Below are 15,924 nucleotides of genomic sequence, written 5' to 3' on the forward strand. Positions count from 1 at the left end.
AGGCGGCCCCTGCCGGTGACGGCAGCGTGGGGGAATGTCCCGAGCGGCAAAGGGGGCGGACTGTAAATCCGCTGGCTATGCCTTCGTAGGTTCGAGTCCTACTTCCCCCACCATCCAGTTTTCAGTTCACCCCGTCGCCCGACGATGCCGATCGGCACCGATGGCGCGGGTCAGAGGTCGCTCCCCGTGCCGTGACGGCCGAGGAACGCCTCGCACACGGACCCGCCGCTCCCGCGGCGGCCCCTGCCGGCGACGGCAGCGTGGGGGAATGTCCCGAGCGGCAAAGGGGGCGGACTGTAAATCCGCTGGCTATGCCTTCGTAGGTTCGAGTCCTACTTCCCCCACCACTTCTTCTCCTTCATTCCGGTCATCGAGCCCACCGACGCTGTGCATGGCGCCGTCCCTCGGCGTGCCGGCCGGACGGCTTCTCGATACTGTCACGGGACGGCGGGTAAGGCTCCCGGTCGGACGAACCGGAGCGGGAAGCACGACCATGGGCGAGTTCGAGGCGTCGCAGCAATCGGCGGTGATCGAGGCGCTCCGGCGCGAGATCGCGGATGCCTACGACGAGGAGCTGGAGCTCGAGATGGAGGAGGAGCGCCTCGCCGGCCTCGTGCCGCCGCGCGAGGGCGCCGGTCCGGACCTCGACCGGCGCTTCTACTTCCGCGAGCTCCTGCGCCTGCAGCACGAGCTGGTCCGGCTCCAGGACTGGGTCCAGGCCCACAGGCTGAAGGTCGTGGTACTGTTCGAGGGGCGCGATTCCGCCGGCAAGGGCGGCGTCATCAAGCGCATCACCCAGCGGCTCAACCCGCGGGTCTGCCGCGTCGCCGCCCTCCCCGCGCCGAACGAGCGCGAGCGCGGCCAGTGGTACTTCCAGCGCTACGTCAGCCACCTGCCGACCGGCGGCGAGATGGTGCTGTTCGACCGCTCCTGGTACAACCGGGCCGGCGTCGAGCGCGTCATGGGCTTCTGCTCCGAGGCCGACGTCGAGGAGTTCTTCCGCTCGGTGCCCGAGTTCGAGCGCATGCTGGTGCGCTCGGGCATCATCCTGGTTAAGTACTGGTTCTCGATCACCGACGCCGAGCAGGCCCACCGCTTCGAGATGCGGATCCGCGATCCGCTCAAGCAGTGGAAGCTCAGCCCGATGGACGTCGAATCGCGCCGGCGCTGGGAGAGCTATACCCGGGCCAAGGAGGACATGCTGGCCCGCACCCACATCCCCGAGGCGCCCTGGTGGGTGGTGGACGCGGTCGACAAGCAGCGCGCCCGCCTCAACTGCATCGGCCACCTGCTGGAGCAGGTCCCGTACGGCACCGTCGAGCGCCCGTCCGTCCACCTGCCCGAGCGGGTGCGCAACCCCGATTACGTCCGCGGCCCGGTTCCGGCCGAGATGTACGTGCCGGCCCGGTACTGAGCCCGGCATGAGGGAGTGGCGCGCGGCGGCGGTCCTCGCCGGCCTCGGTCTCGCCGCGGGCGGGGCCGCGGCGCAGCAGGCCGCGCCCGCGCCGGTCCCGACCCTGCCGATCCTGGCGCGCTTTCCCCTCACGGGCGCCGGCGGCGACCCGCAGACCGCCATCGCCCAGGCGCGCACCTCCGACCAGGTCTCGCTGACGATCGGCGGCTCGATCCAGTCGTCGCTCGGCCCCTACGGCGACCCGTTCGGTGCCCGCGCGTTCCTGGCCGAGCGCGGCATCACCTATACGATCACCTATATCGGCGAGGGCCTGGCCAACCTGCGCGGCGGCCTGAAGCGCGGCGTCACCTATGGCGGGCGCCTCGATACCTCCCTCGACGTCGACCTCGACAAGCTCGCCGGCTGGACCGGAGCCAAGTTCCACACCGACTTCTTCCAGATCCACGGCCACGGGATGTCGCGCTCCTACGTCGACAACCTGACGACGGTGAGCGGCATCGAGGCGCTGCCGGCGACCCGGCTGTTCGAATTGTGGCTGGAGCAAAGCCTGTTCGGCGACACGCTCTCGGTCAAGGTCGGCCAGGTCTCGGCCGATACCGAGTTCGCCATCGCCCAGTCGGCGGTGGTGTTCTTCAATGCCGGCTTCGGCTGGCCCAATATCGGCGCCGTGGTGCTGCCGAGCGGCGGGCCGATCTATCCCCTCGCCACCCCGGCGGTGCGGGTGAAGTACGTGCCCGACGAGCGCCTGTCGATCCAGGCGGCGATCTTCGACGGCGATCCCGCGGGCCGCCGCCGGGGCGACGACACCGATCCGCAGCGCCTCAACCGCACCGGCACCAACTTCCGGACGAACGATCCGCCGCTGCTGATCGGCGAGGTCGCCTACGCCTACACGCTCGACCTCTGGGGCGAGAGCCTGCACGGCACGGCGACCCTCGGCGGCTGGCAGCATTTCGGCAGCTTCGACAGCCCGCGGCTCGACAGCGTGTCGGGCCGCCTGCTCGCCGATCCGGAAGCGAGCGGCGTCGCCCGGCGCTTCCGCGGCGACCGCGGCGTCTACGGCATCATCGACCAGACGCTCTACCGCGAGCCCGGCACCGAAGACCAGGGCGCCAGCGCCTTCCTGCGGATGTCGAAGGTGCCGGGCGACCGCAACCTGATCGATCTCTACGTCGACGGCGGCCTCGCCTACAAAGGCCTGCTGCCGGGCCGGCCCAACGACACCGTGGCGCTCGGGGTGATCTATTCGCGCATCGGTCCGGCGGCCCGGGCCTTCGACCGCGACACGATCCTGTTCGGCCAGGGGACCGGCCCGATCCGGTCGAGCGAGGTCGTGATCGAGGCCACCTACCAGGCCGAGGTGCTGCCCGGCTACACGCTCCAGCCCGACCTGCAATTCGTGATGCGGCCGGGCGGCGGCCTCGCCGACGACGCCGGCCGCCGGCTGAAGAACGCGACCGTGATGGGCTTGCGCGCGACGATCAACTACTAGAGAGCTTCACGATCGCCTTGCAATCGCGAAGCTCTCTAAGAGCCTGTTTTGCCGATCGACATGCTCTATCCTACAAGCAACCTCATCCTGAGGTGCTGGCGATCGGAGATCGCACGCGATCTTTGATCGACTGACCTCGAAGGATGGCTCCAGAAGCCTCCAAGATCACTGGATCCCTCCTTCGAGGCTCACTGCGTTCGCACCTCAGGATGAGGTGGATGGTAGGATAGAAAATCCCCCCGCGATTGTGCCGTCGCAAGTCAAACAGGCTCTAAATCTTTGTTTGGTCGCATTTTCTCCGACGAACCGGTTTCCACTTCGTCGGAAAATGCTCCAGCCGCGCGGCCGGCCACGGGGTGTGGTCCAGGCGGCGCGAAGCCTCGGCTCGGCGCCATCCTGGCGCGGGGGGGCATCCGCTCCCCGGCCTCCCCGCGCGGGCGCGGTCAGGCGGCCTGGATGTCGTTCAGGAAGGTGTCGACCTCCTGCTTGACGCTCAGCGACTGGCTCGCCAGCTCGGCGGCCGCGTCGAGGACCTGCGAGGCGGCACGGCCGGTCTCGTTGGCGGAGGTCAGCACCCGCGCCACGTTGGCCGACACGTCCTGCGTGCCGTGCGCCGCCTCGGCGGCGTTGCGGGAGATCTCCGTCGTCGCCCCGGTCTGTTGCACGACCGTGGAGGCGATCATCCCGGAGATCTCGTTGATCGACGCGATCGTCCGGCCGATCTGCAGGATCGCCTCGGTGGCCCGGCCGGTCGCGCTCTGGATCGCGGTGATCTGACCGCCGATCTCCTCGGTAGCGCGGGTGGTCTGGCCGGCCAGCTCCTTGACCTCGGCCGCGACGACCGCGAAGCCGCGGCCCGCCTCGCCGGCCCGGGCCGCCTCGATCGTGGCGTTGAGCGCCAGAAGGTTGGTCTGGGCGGCGATCGACGAGATCGTCGTCACGGCCGCCCCGATCTGCTCGGAGGCGGTGCCGAGCTCGGCCATGGCCGAGCCGCTGGCCTCGGCCTCGCGGGCTGCGTGGGTGGCGACCTCGTTGGAGCGCAGCACCTGGCGCTGGATCTCGTGGAGCGAGGAGACCATCTCCTCGGCGGCCGAGGCCACCGTCTGCACGTTGACCGAGGTCTGCTCGGCGGCGGCGCTCGAGGCCACGGCCTGCCGGTTCGTGGTGTCGGCGACGTCGGTCATCGCCCGGGCGGTGGCGTCGAGTTCGGTGGCCGCCGAGGTGACGATCTCGAGCGAGCGGGCGATCGTGTGCTGGAAGCCCTTGACCAGGGCGTCGACCCGGTCGGCCCGGCGCTGGCGGGCGGATTGCTCGGCGGCCTGGGCCGCCTCGAGGTCGAGGCGGACGACGGCGTTGTCGCGGAACACCGCTACGGCGCGGGCCATGTCGCCGATCTCGTCGCGGCGGGTCAGGTCCGGGATCGCCGATGCGATGTCGCCGTTCGCCAGGCCGGTCATCCGCCGCGTCGCCCGGTCGATCGGTCGGACGAACGAGCGCGCCGAGACGAAGACCGCGGCGAGCACGAGGGCGAGGATCAGGGCCGAGGTCACGATCATCATGTTCAGCGCCGAGCGCGCGCCGGCGAGGGCCGCGTCGTGCGGAATGGTCATGACGACGTGCCAGCGCTCCGTCATACCCGGGAAGCGCACCGGCACGGCCGAGACGAAATCGCGCGACCCATCCGGGTTCCGGTGCAGCTCGACGACCGGGCCGTCGGCGCGGTCGGACGCCTGGACGAGCCTGGCGACCTCCGGACGCTCGATGGGCTTGCCCAGGAGCGCGGCGTCCGGATTCGCGACCCAGGAGCCGCCGGCCGCGATCGTGATCCGCCCGACGCCCAGGGGGGCGAGGCCGGCGGCGAAGGCCTGGAGCTGGGCGAGGCCCATGTCGACGCCCGCCATGCCGATGGCCGCACCGGCCTTGTTGCGCACGACGCCCACGGCCGTCGTCATCAGCACGCTTTTGCCGTCGACGGTGTAGGCGTAGGGCGTCAGAACCCGCGGCCGATTCTCCCTCACCGGCTTGTCGTACCATTCCTCGACGCCGTCGGCCGCCGTCATGCCGAGCTTCTCGATGCTCGCCGCCCCGTCCGGCTTCCGGAAGGCGTAGGGAATGAACCGGCCGAGCTCGCCGTCCTTGCGGTCGAAGGCCCCCGGTTCCATGCCGACCGACAGCCCGAAAATGTCGGGATTGCGGTCGATCACGACCTTCATCATCTGCTCGACCGCCTGGCGGTCGGGCGATCCCGATGCGACGAAGCCGGAGACGGCGTTCGCCACCGTGGCGGCCACCGCCGATCCCTCGACGATCCTGAGCGAGACGTCGTTGGCGTAGCGGTCGAGGAGGGTCTTCATCTCCCGGTCGGCCGCGTCCTCCGACGACCGGTACATGAAGTACGAGCCGCTGAGCGTGACGGTCGCCATCGCGACGATCGTGACGAGGCCGCCACCGAGCGTCAGGCGCGACTTTATGCTTCTGAGCTTGGGCATCGTGCGATCTCGAGGGTAGAATACAAGCCGCGCCGGCGCCGGGCCCGCGTGGTGCGCAGTCGCGTCATCATCGAATTCTGCACCTGCAGTGTTAATGATGGATTATGAATTGCTTGTTTGCGTTCGCGAGAGGCCGTGCGGCACGATTTAACGTGTGAGTGGGCCATCGTTTCGTTTCGTCAAGCCGTCACGAATGCGGGCGCCGATCGAAGTTTCCCCCGCTTTGTCATGCCTTGCCTTGGGTCGTCGCGGCATGAGGACGACGGCCGATCCCGGCTGCACTTGCGACGCGCGAAGGCCACACCCGGCCCTCGGTCGGACGTGGCGCGAGGCGGAGCCGCGGGCCCGGGGGCGGACGACTACCTGAAGAAGCCCAGGATGCCGGCCGGCTCCGAATAGATGCCGGGCGTCGCCGTCGAGAGCTGCCAGGTGATCGAGCCGATGACCGCGTTGCCGCACCAGCGCGAGGTGCCGCCGTTGGAGAAGCCCTGCAGGTCCCCGGTGAGCGCGAAGCATTCCCGCTTGTCCAGGCCGGCGGTGTGGTAGCGCAGGTCGAGCAGGAGGTTCTTGTAGGCATAGGAGACGCCGACGTTGCCGTACCAGTAGCTCGGCAGGTTGAACGAGTTGAAGCGTCCAATATCGGCGTTGAAGCCGGTAGTGGAGTTCTTCGCGCTCGTCAGCGCGAAGTGGCCGACCTCGCCCGAGATGGTGAGGCCGCCGACGAGGGAGGCCGGCAGCGTCGGGAACATGTCGGGCGACAGCGTATAGGCGACGTTGCCCGCCGCGTAGGTGCTGATCGCGTGCGTCCCGAAGAAGTTCGGCGAGTGGAACAGGGCCGCGCCGAGCACCAGGTTGTCGTTGTAGGCGTAGGAGACCTTGCCGCCGCCCTCGTAGAAGTCCGAGTTCGCGGTCGTGGCGTAGAACGGGGTGCCGGTGGTGTCGACCAGGAAGGCGCGACGCTCGTTCGGGTAGTTGTAGTAGTAGATCGCCAGGTCGAAGGTGAACTTGTCGAATTTCGGCCGGATGCCGGCGATCAGGTCGAACTCCATGTCGGGCCGGGTCGGCAGGCGGGTCTGGTAGGTCGCCATCCCGGTATAGAGCAGGTTGTCGAAGTACTGCGCCTCGAAGAAGGTCTGCACGCTGCCGCGGCGGTCCGACTGGCTCACGCCGCGGAAGTTGTAGTCGGTCTGGTAGCGGGCGCCGAGGGAGAAATCGATGACCGGCTTCGGCCCGGCCGCCGCCGGAACCTCGGCCGGCGGCGCCGGCGGGTCGGCCGCGATCGCGGCCCCGCCGAGAGCGGGGGCGAGCAGGAATCCTGCCGCGAGGGAGAGCGCTCTGGCGGTCGTGACGGGGCTCATGGTCTTCCGGGCTCGCTCGTTCGGTCGTTGCAGGTCTGTCATCCGGGGGTGGGCGTCCGCCCCGCCGGCCGGATCGTCCGCGGGACGGGCGGTCGCGCGGGGACCGCCGGGGACCCTCCCCCCGCCCCTGCCGGGGACGGGGGGCGGTCGGGTGCGTCGCGAAAAAACGGGGTCTGTCCGCTTGGGCCCGCCGTTAGGCGAGTTCGCCCGCGGCGCGGCCGGGCACGGCCGCGCGCTGACGGCGCCGGATCAGCATGGTTGCCCCGGTGCCGGCGGCGATCACGAGGGCGAAGATCACGAAGATCTGCAGGTTGTAGACGACGAGCGCGACGAAGCAGACCGCCGCCATCACCAGGGCCGCCAGCGGCGCCGCCGGGTAGAGCGGCGCGCGGTACGGGCGGGCGAGGCCCGGCTCGGTGCGGCGCAGCCGGAACAGGGCCGCCATGCTGACGATGTACATCGTCAGCGCCCCGAACACCGCCATGGTCACGATGCTGGCGGTGAGCGACTGTCCGGCGATGCTGACGAGGTTGTCGCTGTAGATCGCCGCGATGCCGACCGCGCCGCCGGCGAGCGTCGCGAGGTGCGGCGTCTGGAAGCGCGGGTGCAGCCGGGCGAACAGGGCGGGCAGGAAGCCGGCCCGGGCGAGGGCGAAGATCTGCCGGCCGTAGCCCATGATGATGCCGTGGAAGGAGGCGACGAGGCCGAACAGGCCGAGCCAGACCAGCATGTGGAGCCAGCCGCTCGATTCGCCGACGACGCGCTTCATCGCCTGCGGCAGCGGATCGTTGAGGTCGGCGAGCGACTTCCAGTCGCCGGCGGCGCCGGCAAACAGCATCACCCCGAAGGCGAGCGCGGTCAGCGTCAGGACGCCGGTGATGTAGGCGACCGGGATCGTGCGCTTGGGGTCCTTGGCCTCCTCCGCCGCCATGGCGACGCCCTCGATCGCGAGGAAGAACCAGATCGCGAACGGCACCGCGGCGAACATGCCGCCGATGGCGGCGGTGCTGAATGTGTCCTGGCCGGCCCAGCCGCCGGCGACGAAGTTCGAGATGCTGAAGGCCGGGGCGACGACGCCCATGAAGACCAGCAGCTCGCCGACCGCCAGCACCGTCACCACCAGCTCGAAGGTGGCGGCGATCTGCACCCCGACGATGTTGAGGCCCATGAAGATGATGTAGGCGCCGAGCGCGGCGTGCTTCGGGTCGAGGCCCGGATACTGCACGTTGAGGTAGGCGCCGATGGCGAGCGCGATCGCCGGCGGGGCGAACACGAACTCGATCAGGGTGGCGAAGCCCGCGATGGCCCCGCCGGTCTCGCCGAAGGCGCGCAGCGCGTACGCGAAGGGACCGCCCGCCTGCGGGATCGCGGTCGTCAGCTCGGTGAAGCTGAAGATGAAGGCGATGTACATCACCGCGACCAGCGCCGTGGTGATCAGGAAGCCCAGGGTCCCCGCCTGGGCCCAGCCGTAGCTCCAGCCGAAATACTCTCCGGAGATCACCAGGCCGACGGCGATGCCCCAGAGATGGAAGGCGTTCAGCCCCTTGTGCAGGTTGACGGGTGCTTCGGACATGATGGTTCCCCTATGTCATTTGATGGTTGATTTTCCGTTTTCGTTACCTGTTAACCTCAGGAGCCCGTGATCCTGTATGCGCCGGACTGCGTATCCAGGGCGGCCGGCATGTCGTCCTTCAGGCCGACGCCGGACAACTTCCGGTTTGCTGCTTCGCGGGCCAGCCATCCGAGCTTGCGGGCGGCCTGCTCGGCGCTCAGGCCGCCGTTCGGATGGATGTTCGAGATGCAGTTGCGCTCGGAATCCTGCCGGCCCGGCCGGGGGGCGTAGGTCAGGTAGATCCCGAGGCTGTCGGAGACGGTGAGGCCCGGCCGCTCGCCGACGATCATCACGCACAAGGCCACGCCCAGGCGCTCGGCCACGTCGTCGCCGAGCGCCACCCGCCCCTGCGTCGCCACGACGACCGGGGCGAGGCGGAACCCCGCCAGCGCCGCCGCGCAGGCATGGACCAGCGACGCCGCGTGGGCCTGCACGCCGGTGGCCGACAGCCCGTCGGCGACCACGATGGCGATCTCGGCCGGCGCGATCCCCGCGAAGGCGGCATGGCTCTCCGGGGCGAGCACCCGGCCGAGATCCGGGCGCCGCAGGTAGGTGGCGCGGTCGGGGGCGTTGCTGGCGACCCGGAGCGTCGGCAGCGGCTCCAGGGCCCGGCACAGCGCCTCGGTGTCGAGGGCATCGTGGACGGCGTCCCGGGCAAGGGCGTGGGCGTACTGGAACTCCAGCACGGCGCGCATCGGGATGGCGTTCCCGGTCCGCCCGAGGCCGATGCGGGCCGGCGTCAGCGTCCGCAGCAGCGCCCACGGATCGGCGGCGGGCGCGGTGCCGGGGCGCTCGGCCGGGGCCCGCTCGTCGTCGCGCCGGCTCATGCCACGCGCCCGCCGACGATCTGGCGCACGAAGCGGGCCTCGAGCGGCGCCGGCCGGCGGGCGCCCCCGCCCGTCACCCCCGGTCTCGGCGAGCCAGGCCTCGAATTCGGGGGCCGGGCGGACCCCGAGCAGCGAGCGCAGGTAGAGGATGTCGTGGAACGACAGGCTCTGGTAGTTCAGCATCACGTCGTCGGAGCCCGGCACCGCGATCAGGAAGGTACAGCCCGCCGCCGTGAGCAGCGTCATCAGGTCGTCCATGTCGTCCTGGTCGGCCTCGGCATGGTTGGTGTAGCAGACATCGCAACCCATCGGCAGTCCGAGCAGCTTGCCGCAGAAATGGTCTTCGAGTCCGGCCCGGATGATCTGCTTGCCGTCGTAGAGATATTCGGGGCCGATGAAGCCCACCACGGTGTTGACGAGGAGCGGCGCGAAGGCGCGGGCGACCGCGTAGGCGCGGGTCTCGACGGTCTGCTGGTCGACGCCGTGATGGGTGCCCGAGGACAGGGCCGAGCCCTGGCCGGTCTCGAAATACATCGCGTTCTGCCCGACCGTGCCCCGGTCGAGGGTGCGGGCGGCGTCGTGGGCCTCGCGCAGCACCGCGAGGTCGACCCCGAAGCCGACGTTGGCGGCCTGCGTGCCCGCCACCGACTGGAACACCAGGTCGACCGGTGCGCCCCGGTTCATGATCTCGATGCAGTTGGTGACGTGGGTGAGCACGCAGGTCTGCGTCGGGATCCGGTACTCCTGACGCAGCGTATCGAGCATGTCCATCAGGGCGACCGCGTTGGAAACGTTGTCGGTGGCAGGATTGATGCCGATCACGGCGTCGCCGACGCCGTAGAGCAGGCCGTCGAGGGTGCTGGCGGCGATGCCGCGCGTGTCGTCGGTCGGGTGGTTGGGCTGGAGCCGGGTGGCGAGCCGCCCCTCGAGCCCGAGCGTGGTGCGGAACGCGGTGACGACCCGGCACTTCCTCGCGACGCCGATCAGGTCCTGGTTGCGCATCAGCTTCGACACCGCCGCGACCATCTCGGGCGTCAGGCCCGGGGCGAGGGCGGCGAGGGCGGCGGCATCGGCCGCGTCCGAGAGCAGCCAGTCGCGGAACTCGCCGACCGTGAGCGAGGACACGGGCGCGAAGGCCCCCCGGTCGTGGGTGTCGACGATGAGGCGCGTCACCTCGTCGTCCTCGTAGGGGACGACGAGGTCCTCCAGGAAGGTCTTGAGCGGCAGGTCGGCGAGGGCGAAGCGGGCGGCCATGCGCACCTTGGCGCTCCCGGCGGCGAGGCCCGCGAGCCCGTCGCCGGATTTCGGCGCCGAGGCGGCGGCGAGCAGGGTTCTCAGATCCGCGAAGCCGTGCCGTTCGCCCCCCAGCGTGCAGTGATAACGTGCCATGGCGGTGCCCCTCACCTCAGGCGCGCCGTAACGGAACGAAACCATGTCCGACGTTACGGTGAAGCAGGCATGTGTTTTAGCACCTCGCCCGTCAGTCCGGATTGACAGCGGAATCCGGAAAACTGACAGATCGCGACAAAGGCGGACGTTCTCGACCTCGTCCGGGGCCGGTCGCCACGCCGACGACCGGAACGATCCGAGAAACGGTCCAGGACATGCATGTCGAGGACATGCTCGAGGGCTTCGCCAGAGGTCTCTCGCCCGAGGTCTTTTGGAGGAGACCGCCCGCATGGCCGCCCTCGCCCCCGCCGCCGGCACGCCGAAGCTCCTGTCCGCCGCCGCGACGGGGCTGGCGGGCTTCATCGAATCGCGCCGGCTCTGCCTGGACACGATCCTGGGTCACGCCGGGATCGACCAGGCCAGCCTTTCCGACCCGGTGGCGCCGCTGAGCCTCGACGGGTACTGCACCGTCCTCGACCTCGCGGCCCGGCGCTCCGGCGACGACGATTTCGGCCTCGCCTACGGCCAGCAGTTCCTGCCGAGCCATCTCGGCCTCATCGGCTACATCGCGCTATCGTCGGACAACGCCCTGCACGCGGCCGAGAATCTCGCCAGCCACTTCCGCTTTCACCAGCAGGAAACCTCGACCGAGCTGATCTTCCGCAATCCGTTCTATCACCTGACCTATCGGATCGACGATTCCCGCATCGCCCACCGCAGCCAGGACGCGGTGCTGACGCTCGGCATGTTCTGCAACGTTTTCCGGCACTGCGCCGGCCGGGACTGGTGCCCGGACGAGGTCCACCTCGAACATGCCAGGACCGAGAACTGGCGCAGCATCGAGGCCGCCTTCGGTGCGCCGGTCCGCTTCGAGAGCCGGACCAACGCCCTGCTGTTTCGGCCGGAGAGGGCCGTCGCCGCGATGCCGCAGGCGGACCCGGCCCTGCTGCGGCTCATGTGCCACAACATCAAGACCCTGGGCTTTCGCAAGCCGGCGCAGTCCGTCGCCGCATTGGCCGAGGACTACATCCGCCGGAACATCGCCAGCGGCTCGGTCTCCCTCGAGGGAGCCAGCCGCGTCCTGCACATGCCCGCGCGCATGCTGCAGCGGCGCCTCGTCGAGGAGAATGCCAGCTTCGCCGACCTCGTCGAGCAGGTCCGCCGGGTGGAGGGGCGCCGGACGCTGCTGGAGGGCAAGCTCGACATCGCGCAGATCGCCTACGACCTTGGCTATTCGGAACCGAGCGCCTTCGTGCGCGCCTTCAGCCGCTGGTTCGGGATCTCGCCCCTGCGCTTCCGCAAGATGCATCGGATCGAGGGCGGTCGATCCCGCCTCCAGTGAGCGCGCGGGGGCCGCGTCCCACGCCTTCCCGGATCGCGACGCGGAGCCGGGGCACTCGAGCGGACCGCCCTGCTTGCCGCCGCTCGTCTCGACCCGATCCTCGCGACGACTGCGACTCGCCGCCGCTCTCGGCGATACCGTGCATCGTGCACGCGCCGTCATCGTAATCAGCATCGTTTCTCGAGATTCAAGATCGCCCTCCATATGGGGAAGCCGATCGAGGTCTGGTGAGAAACTCTTTCAAGCTCCGTGCAACTGCACGCCATTATACGGTATACCGCCAATCAATAGAGTTGCCTGGGATGCGGTGATCATTCGGTGAATTGCCTGCCGACTCGGCAGCTGAGCGCCGAATGGGCAGTTTTATAGCAAAATTAATCGATGTTTAAGAATTTCCAGGTCCTCATGACGCTCCCATCCTCAGGGCGCTCGTCATGCTCTCGAACCTCACCATCCGGGTGCGCCTTGTCGCCTCGCTTGCCCTCCTGCTCGTCCTGACCGTGGGACTGGGCGGCTTCTGCTATTACCGGCTCGGGGAGCTGCGCGTCGCGGTCGCCGAACTCAGCGGCAACGCGCTTCCGTCGACCCGGGTCGTCGGCCGCCTGGCGACCGATTTCGAGACGCTGCGCAGCCGCCAGCTCGCCTACCTGCTTTCCAGCGAGCAGCGGCGGCCCGCCTCACTCGGTCGCCTGCGCGAGACCATGACGGCGATCGACGCCGATCTCGCGGAGTACGAGCGCTATGTCAGCCCGGGCGAGGAAGACCTTTGGGAGGCGATCCGCAAGACCGTCCCGGCCTATTCCAAGATGGGCGAGGAATACCTGCGCCGCCTGAGCGCCGGCGACGAGAAGGGCGGGTCCGACTACCTCCTCGACGGCATGCTGCCGACGCTGAACGCCGCCCGCGCCGCCCTCAAGGCCGTTGTCCAGTTCAACGACGCCCACGGCCGCAAGGCCGCCGCGACCGCCGATGCCCTCGGCGACGGCGCGCGTCTCGCGATCGCGGTCGTGCTCGCCCTCGTCGTCACGGTCACGCTCGCCGTCTCGTGGATGGCGGTGACGTCCATCTCGGTGCCGATCCGGCGCATGGCGGGCGTGATGCGGGTGGTGGCCGAGGGCGACATCGCCGCCCCGGTGCCGAATGCCGGCGAGCGCAGCGAGCTCGGCGAGATGGCCGCCTCCCTCCAGGTGTTCAAGGACAACCTCGCTCGCACCCGCGCGCTCGAGGAGGAGACGGCGCTCGCCCGCGCCTCGGCCGAGGAGCAGCGCCGGCGCGCCATGCGCGAGATGGCCGACGGCTTCGAGGCCGCGGTCGGCGGCGTCATCGGCATGGTGGCCTCCGCGGCCACCGAGCTGCAGGCGACCGCCAGTTCCATGAGCGGCACCGCCGCCGAGACCGCGGCGCAATCGACAGCCGTCGCGGCCGCCGCCGAGGAGGCCGCCTCGAACGTCGGCACCGTGGCGGTGGCGGCCGAGGAGCTCGGCGCCTCGGTCCAGGAAATCAGCCGCCAGGTCGGCGGCTCCGCGGATCTGGCCCAGCGCGCCGTGGCCGAGGCCGACCGGACCGGCGTTCAGGTGCAGGAGCTGAGCGCCGCCGTCTCGCGGATCGGCGACGTGGTCGGCCTGATCTCGTCGATCGCCGAGCAGACCAACCTGCTGGCCCTGAACGCCACCATCGAGGCGGCCCGTGCCGGGGCCGCCGGCAAGGGCTTCGCGGTGGTGGCCGGCGAGGTGAAGGCGCTGGCCGGGCAGACCGCCAAGGCGACGAGCGAGATCTCGGAGCAGATCGTGCGCATCCAGGCCTCGACCGGCCAGGCGGTGTCCTCGATCGAGGGGATCACCGGGCGGATCCGGGAGATCAACGCGGTGGCGGCCTCGATCGCGGCGGCGGTGGAGCAGCAGGGCGCGGCGACGCAGGAGATCGTCCGCAACGTCTCCCAGGCGGCCATCGGCGCCGGCGAGGTCACGGGCAACATCGCCGGGGTGGCGGGGGCGGCCGAGGAGACCGGGGCGGCGGCAAGCCAGGTGCTCTCGGCCTCCTCCGAACTGTCGCGCCAGTCCGAGCACCTGACCGCCGAGGTCGCGCGCTTCCTCGCGACGGTGCGGGCGGCCTGACGCGGGGCCGGTGCAATCCCGGCGATCGCCGCGTCGGACCCGTGCCGGCGGCGATCGCCGTCCACCCGGCCCAGGACGATACGCCGTCTTTTCGGGCGATCGTCCCTCCGGGTGAGCCGAGCGATGACGGGTCGCGGCACGGCAAACGCCGCACGAACCCCTCATCCGCGCTTAGCGATTCCGCAATGCCTCTACGTCAAGGTTGTGTCAGAAGGCACAACCGCAATCGTTGGGTCATGAAACGCCGAAAGCCGCCGCCGCTCCGTCGCCACCCGGCCGGCCGTCCCGCCTCGATCCGGCTCCGGAGCGGCACCCGATGATCGCGGATCCGGCGGCGCGCGTCACGCGCTGGCTGCGGTCGTCCCGCGCCTGGGTCGTGGTCGGGATCCTGGCTCCCCTCGGCCTGGTCGCCGTGTGCGGGCTGATGCTGCTCGACCTGCGCCGGGACGCCTGGGACAAGGCCGAGCAGACCTCGCGCAACCTGCTCCAGGTCATCGAGCGCGACATCGACCGCAACGTCGAGATCATCGATCTCGCCCTGCGCGCCGTGATCGAGAACATCGCCCTGCCCGGCATCGAGACGATCGATCCCGGGTTGCGCCAGCGCATCCTGTTCGACCGGGCGGTGAACGCCAAGGACCTCGGGGTGATGCTCGTCCTCGACGAGAACGGCGACACCGCCTTCGATGCGGCGCAGTGGCCGGCCCGGCGCCTGAACAACGCCGAGCGCGCCTACTTCCGGGCGCACAAGGCACAGGCCGGCCTCGGGCTCTACATCAGCCGGCCCCTGGTCTCGCAGCTCACCGGCGCGCCGATCCTCGTGCTCAGCCGGCGGATCGACAAGCCCGACGGGTCCTTCGGCGGGGTCGTGCTCGGCAGCCTGTCGCTGTCCTACTTCAACCGCCTGTTCGACCAGATCGAGCTCGGCCGGGCAGGCACGATCAACCTCTTCCTCCACGACGGCACCCGCGTCGTGCGCTATCCCGAGCCCAACGTGGAGCTGGCCCCCAACTTCGCCTTCTCGCCCAACGTCCAGCGCTTCCTGCGCGAGGGGCGCGGCCGCTTCGTCGGCCTGACCCCGAGCGACGGCGTCGAGCGGCTCTACACCTTCACGCAGGTCGGCACCCTGCCGCTCGTCCTCAACGTCGCCCTCTCGACCCGGGAGATCGAGGCCGAGTGGCGCACGAAGGCGATGGTGATCGGCTGCATCGTGATCGTGCTGTGCGGCCTCACCATGGGGCTCTCGCTCCTCGTCGGCGGGGAGCTGCGGCGGCGCAACGCCGTGGAGGCCGAGCTGGCCCGGCTCTCCCGCACCGACGCCCTCACCGCCCTCCCCAACCGCCGCCATTTCGAGGAGGCGTTCGCGCGGGCCTGGGCGGCGGCGGGCGTGGGGGGAGGCCCCGTCGCCCTGCTGGTCGTCGATGCCGACCACTTCAAGCGCTGCAACGATGGCCACGGCCACGCCGTGGGCGACCGGGTGCTGCAGGCGCTGGCCCGCGCCCTCGCGGCGAGCGCGCGGCGGCCGAGCGACGTCGTCGCCCGGGTCGGCGGCGAGGAATTCGCCATCCTCCTGCCGGGCACCGACGCCCCCGGCGGCGCCAACGTCGCCCGGGCGGTGCACGAGGCGGTCGCCGGGCTGGACATCGCGGCGGAAGGCGCGGGAATCGGCCCGGTCACCGTTAGCATCGGGCTCGCAGCCTGCCGGCCGAGCCAGGGCGGCAGCCCGAGCGACCTCTTTCGCCGCGCCGATCGCGCCCTCTACGAGGCCAAGGCCCGCGGCCGCAACCGGACCTGCCGGGCGGGCGCGGCGAGCGATCCCGCCAGCGGGCCCGCGGACCCGGCCTGCGCGCCGGCCGGCGGGACGGCCTGACCGGGCCGGCTCCCGCA

Annotated in this window: 9 protein-coding genes, 2 tRNA genes and 1 pseudogene; 7 read left to right on the forward strand and 5 right to left on the reverse strand. The window is 70.3% G+C overall.

Features of this window, described 5'->3' with window-relative positions:
* The first annotated feature begins 28 nt into the window (after positions 1 to 28).
* From BMX97_RS14940 to BMX97_RS14955, 4 genes are all read left to right on the forward strand, one after another.
* Positions 29 to 113, forward strand: a tRNA-Tyr gene (locus tag BMX97_RS14940).
* 149 nt (positions 114 to 262) lie between these two features.
* Positions 263 to 347, forward strand: a tRNA-Tyr gene (locus tag BMX97_RS14945).
* Between the two features lie 146 nt (positions 348 to 493).
* A complete protein-coding gene (ppk2, locus tag BMX97_RS14950; RefSeq protein ID WP_091751520.1) occupies positions 494 to 1,414 on the forward strand; it encodes a polyphosphate kinase 2 in 921 nt (306 codons plus the stop codon).
* Between the two features lie 7 nt (positions 1,415 to 1,421).
* The gene (locus BMX97_RS14955; RefSeq protein ID WP_091751523.1) at positions 1,422 to 2,906 is read left to right on the forward strand and encodes a carbohydrate porin; all 1,485 of its coding nucleotides are present in this window, start codon (positions 1,422 to 1,424) and stop codon (positions 2,904 to 2,906) included.
* 443 nt (positions 2,907 to 3,349) lie between these two features.
* On the opposite strand, the gene BMX97_RS32885 is transcribed toward BMX97_RS14955, so the two are convergent.
* From BMX97_RS32885 to BMX97_RS33725, 5 genes and pseudogenes are all read right to left on the reverse strand, one after another.
* Positions 3,350 to 5,395, reverse strand: coding sequence for a methyl-accepting chemotaxis protein (locus tag BMX97_RS32885; protein WP_244538444.1), 2,046 nt, complete (start codon positions 5,393 to 5,395; stop codon positions 3,350 to 3,352).
* 359 nt (positions 5,396 to 5,754) lie between these two features.
* Positions 5,755 to 6,753 carry a TorF family putative porin gene (locus BMX97_RS14965; RefSeq protein ID WP_091751526.1) on the reverse strand — a complete coding sequence of 333 codons (999 nt, stop codon included), beginning with the start codon at positions 6,751 to 6,753 and terminating at the stop codon, positions 5,755 to 5,757.
* A 193-nt stretch (positions 6,754 to 6,946) separates the two neighbouring features.
* Positions 6,947 to 8,326: an ethanolamine permease gene (gene eat, locus BMX97_RS14970; protein WP_091751529.1), complete on the reverse strand. Its 1,380-nt coding sequence runs from the start codon at positions 8,324 to 8,326 to the stop codon at positions 6,947 to 6,949.
* A gap of 56 nt (positions 8,327 to 8,382) precedes the next feature.
* Positions 8,383 to 9,192 carry an ethanolamine ammonia-lyase subunit EutC gene (eutC, locus tag BMX97_RS33720; protein WP_244538453.1) on the reverse strand — a complete coding sequence of 270 codons (810 nt, stop codon included), beginning with the start codon at positions 9,190 to 9,192 and terminating at the stop codon, positions 8,383 to 8,385.
* 90 nt (positions 9,193 to 9,282) lie between these two features.
* Positions 9,283 to 10,581, reverse strand: a pseudogene (locus BMX97_RS33725) (ethanolamine ammonia-lyase subunit EutB); the annotation flags it as partial.
* Between the two features lie 289 nt (positions 10,582 to 10,870).
* Between BMX97_RS33725 and BMX97_RS14980 the strand changes: the two are divergent.
* The 3 genes from BMX97_RS14980 to BMX97_RS14990 all read left to right on the forward strand — a co-directional run bounded on the left by BMX97_RS14980 (position 10,871) and on the right by BMX97_RS14990 (position 15,907).
* Positions 10,871 to 11,923 carry an AraC-like transcriptional regulator QhpR gene (locus BMX97_RS14980; RefSeq protein ID WP_091751534.1) on the forward strand — a complete coding sequence of 351 codons (1,053 nt, stop codon included), beginning with the start codon at positions 10,871 to 10,873 and terminating at the stop codon, positions 11,921 to 11,923.
* 434 nt (positions 11,924 to 12,357) lie between these two features.
* Entirely contained in the window at positions 12,358 to 14,037 is a 1,680-nt protein-coding gene (locus tag BMX97_RS14985) for a methyl-accepting chemotaxis protein (protein WP_091751537.1), read from the forward strand.
* Positions 14,038 to 14,353: 316 nt separating this feature from the next.
* Entirely contained in the window at positions 14,354 to 15,907 is a 1,554-nt protein-coding gene (locus BMX97_RS14990; protein WP_091751540.1) for a sensor domain-containing diguanylate cyclase, read from the forward strand.
* The last annotated feature ends 17 nt before the right edge of the window (positions 15,908 to 15,924 follow it).

Origin of the sequence: Methylobacterium sp. ap11 (assembly GCF_900110515.1) — a bacterium.
In the GTDB taxonomy this organism is placed as follows: Bacteria; Pseudomonadota; Alphaproteobacteria; order Rhizobiales; family Beijerinckiaceae; genus Methylobacterium; species Methylobacterium ajmalii.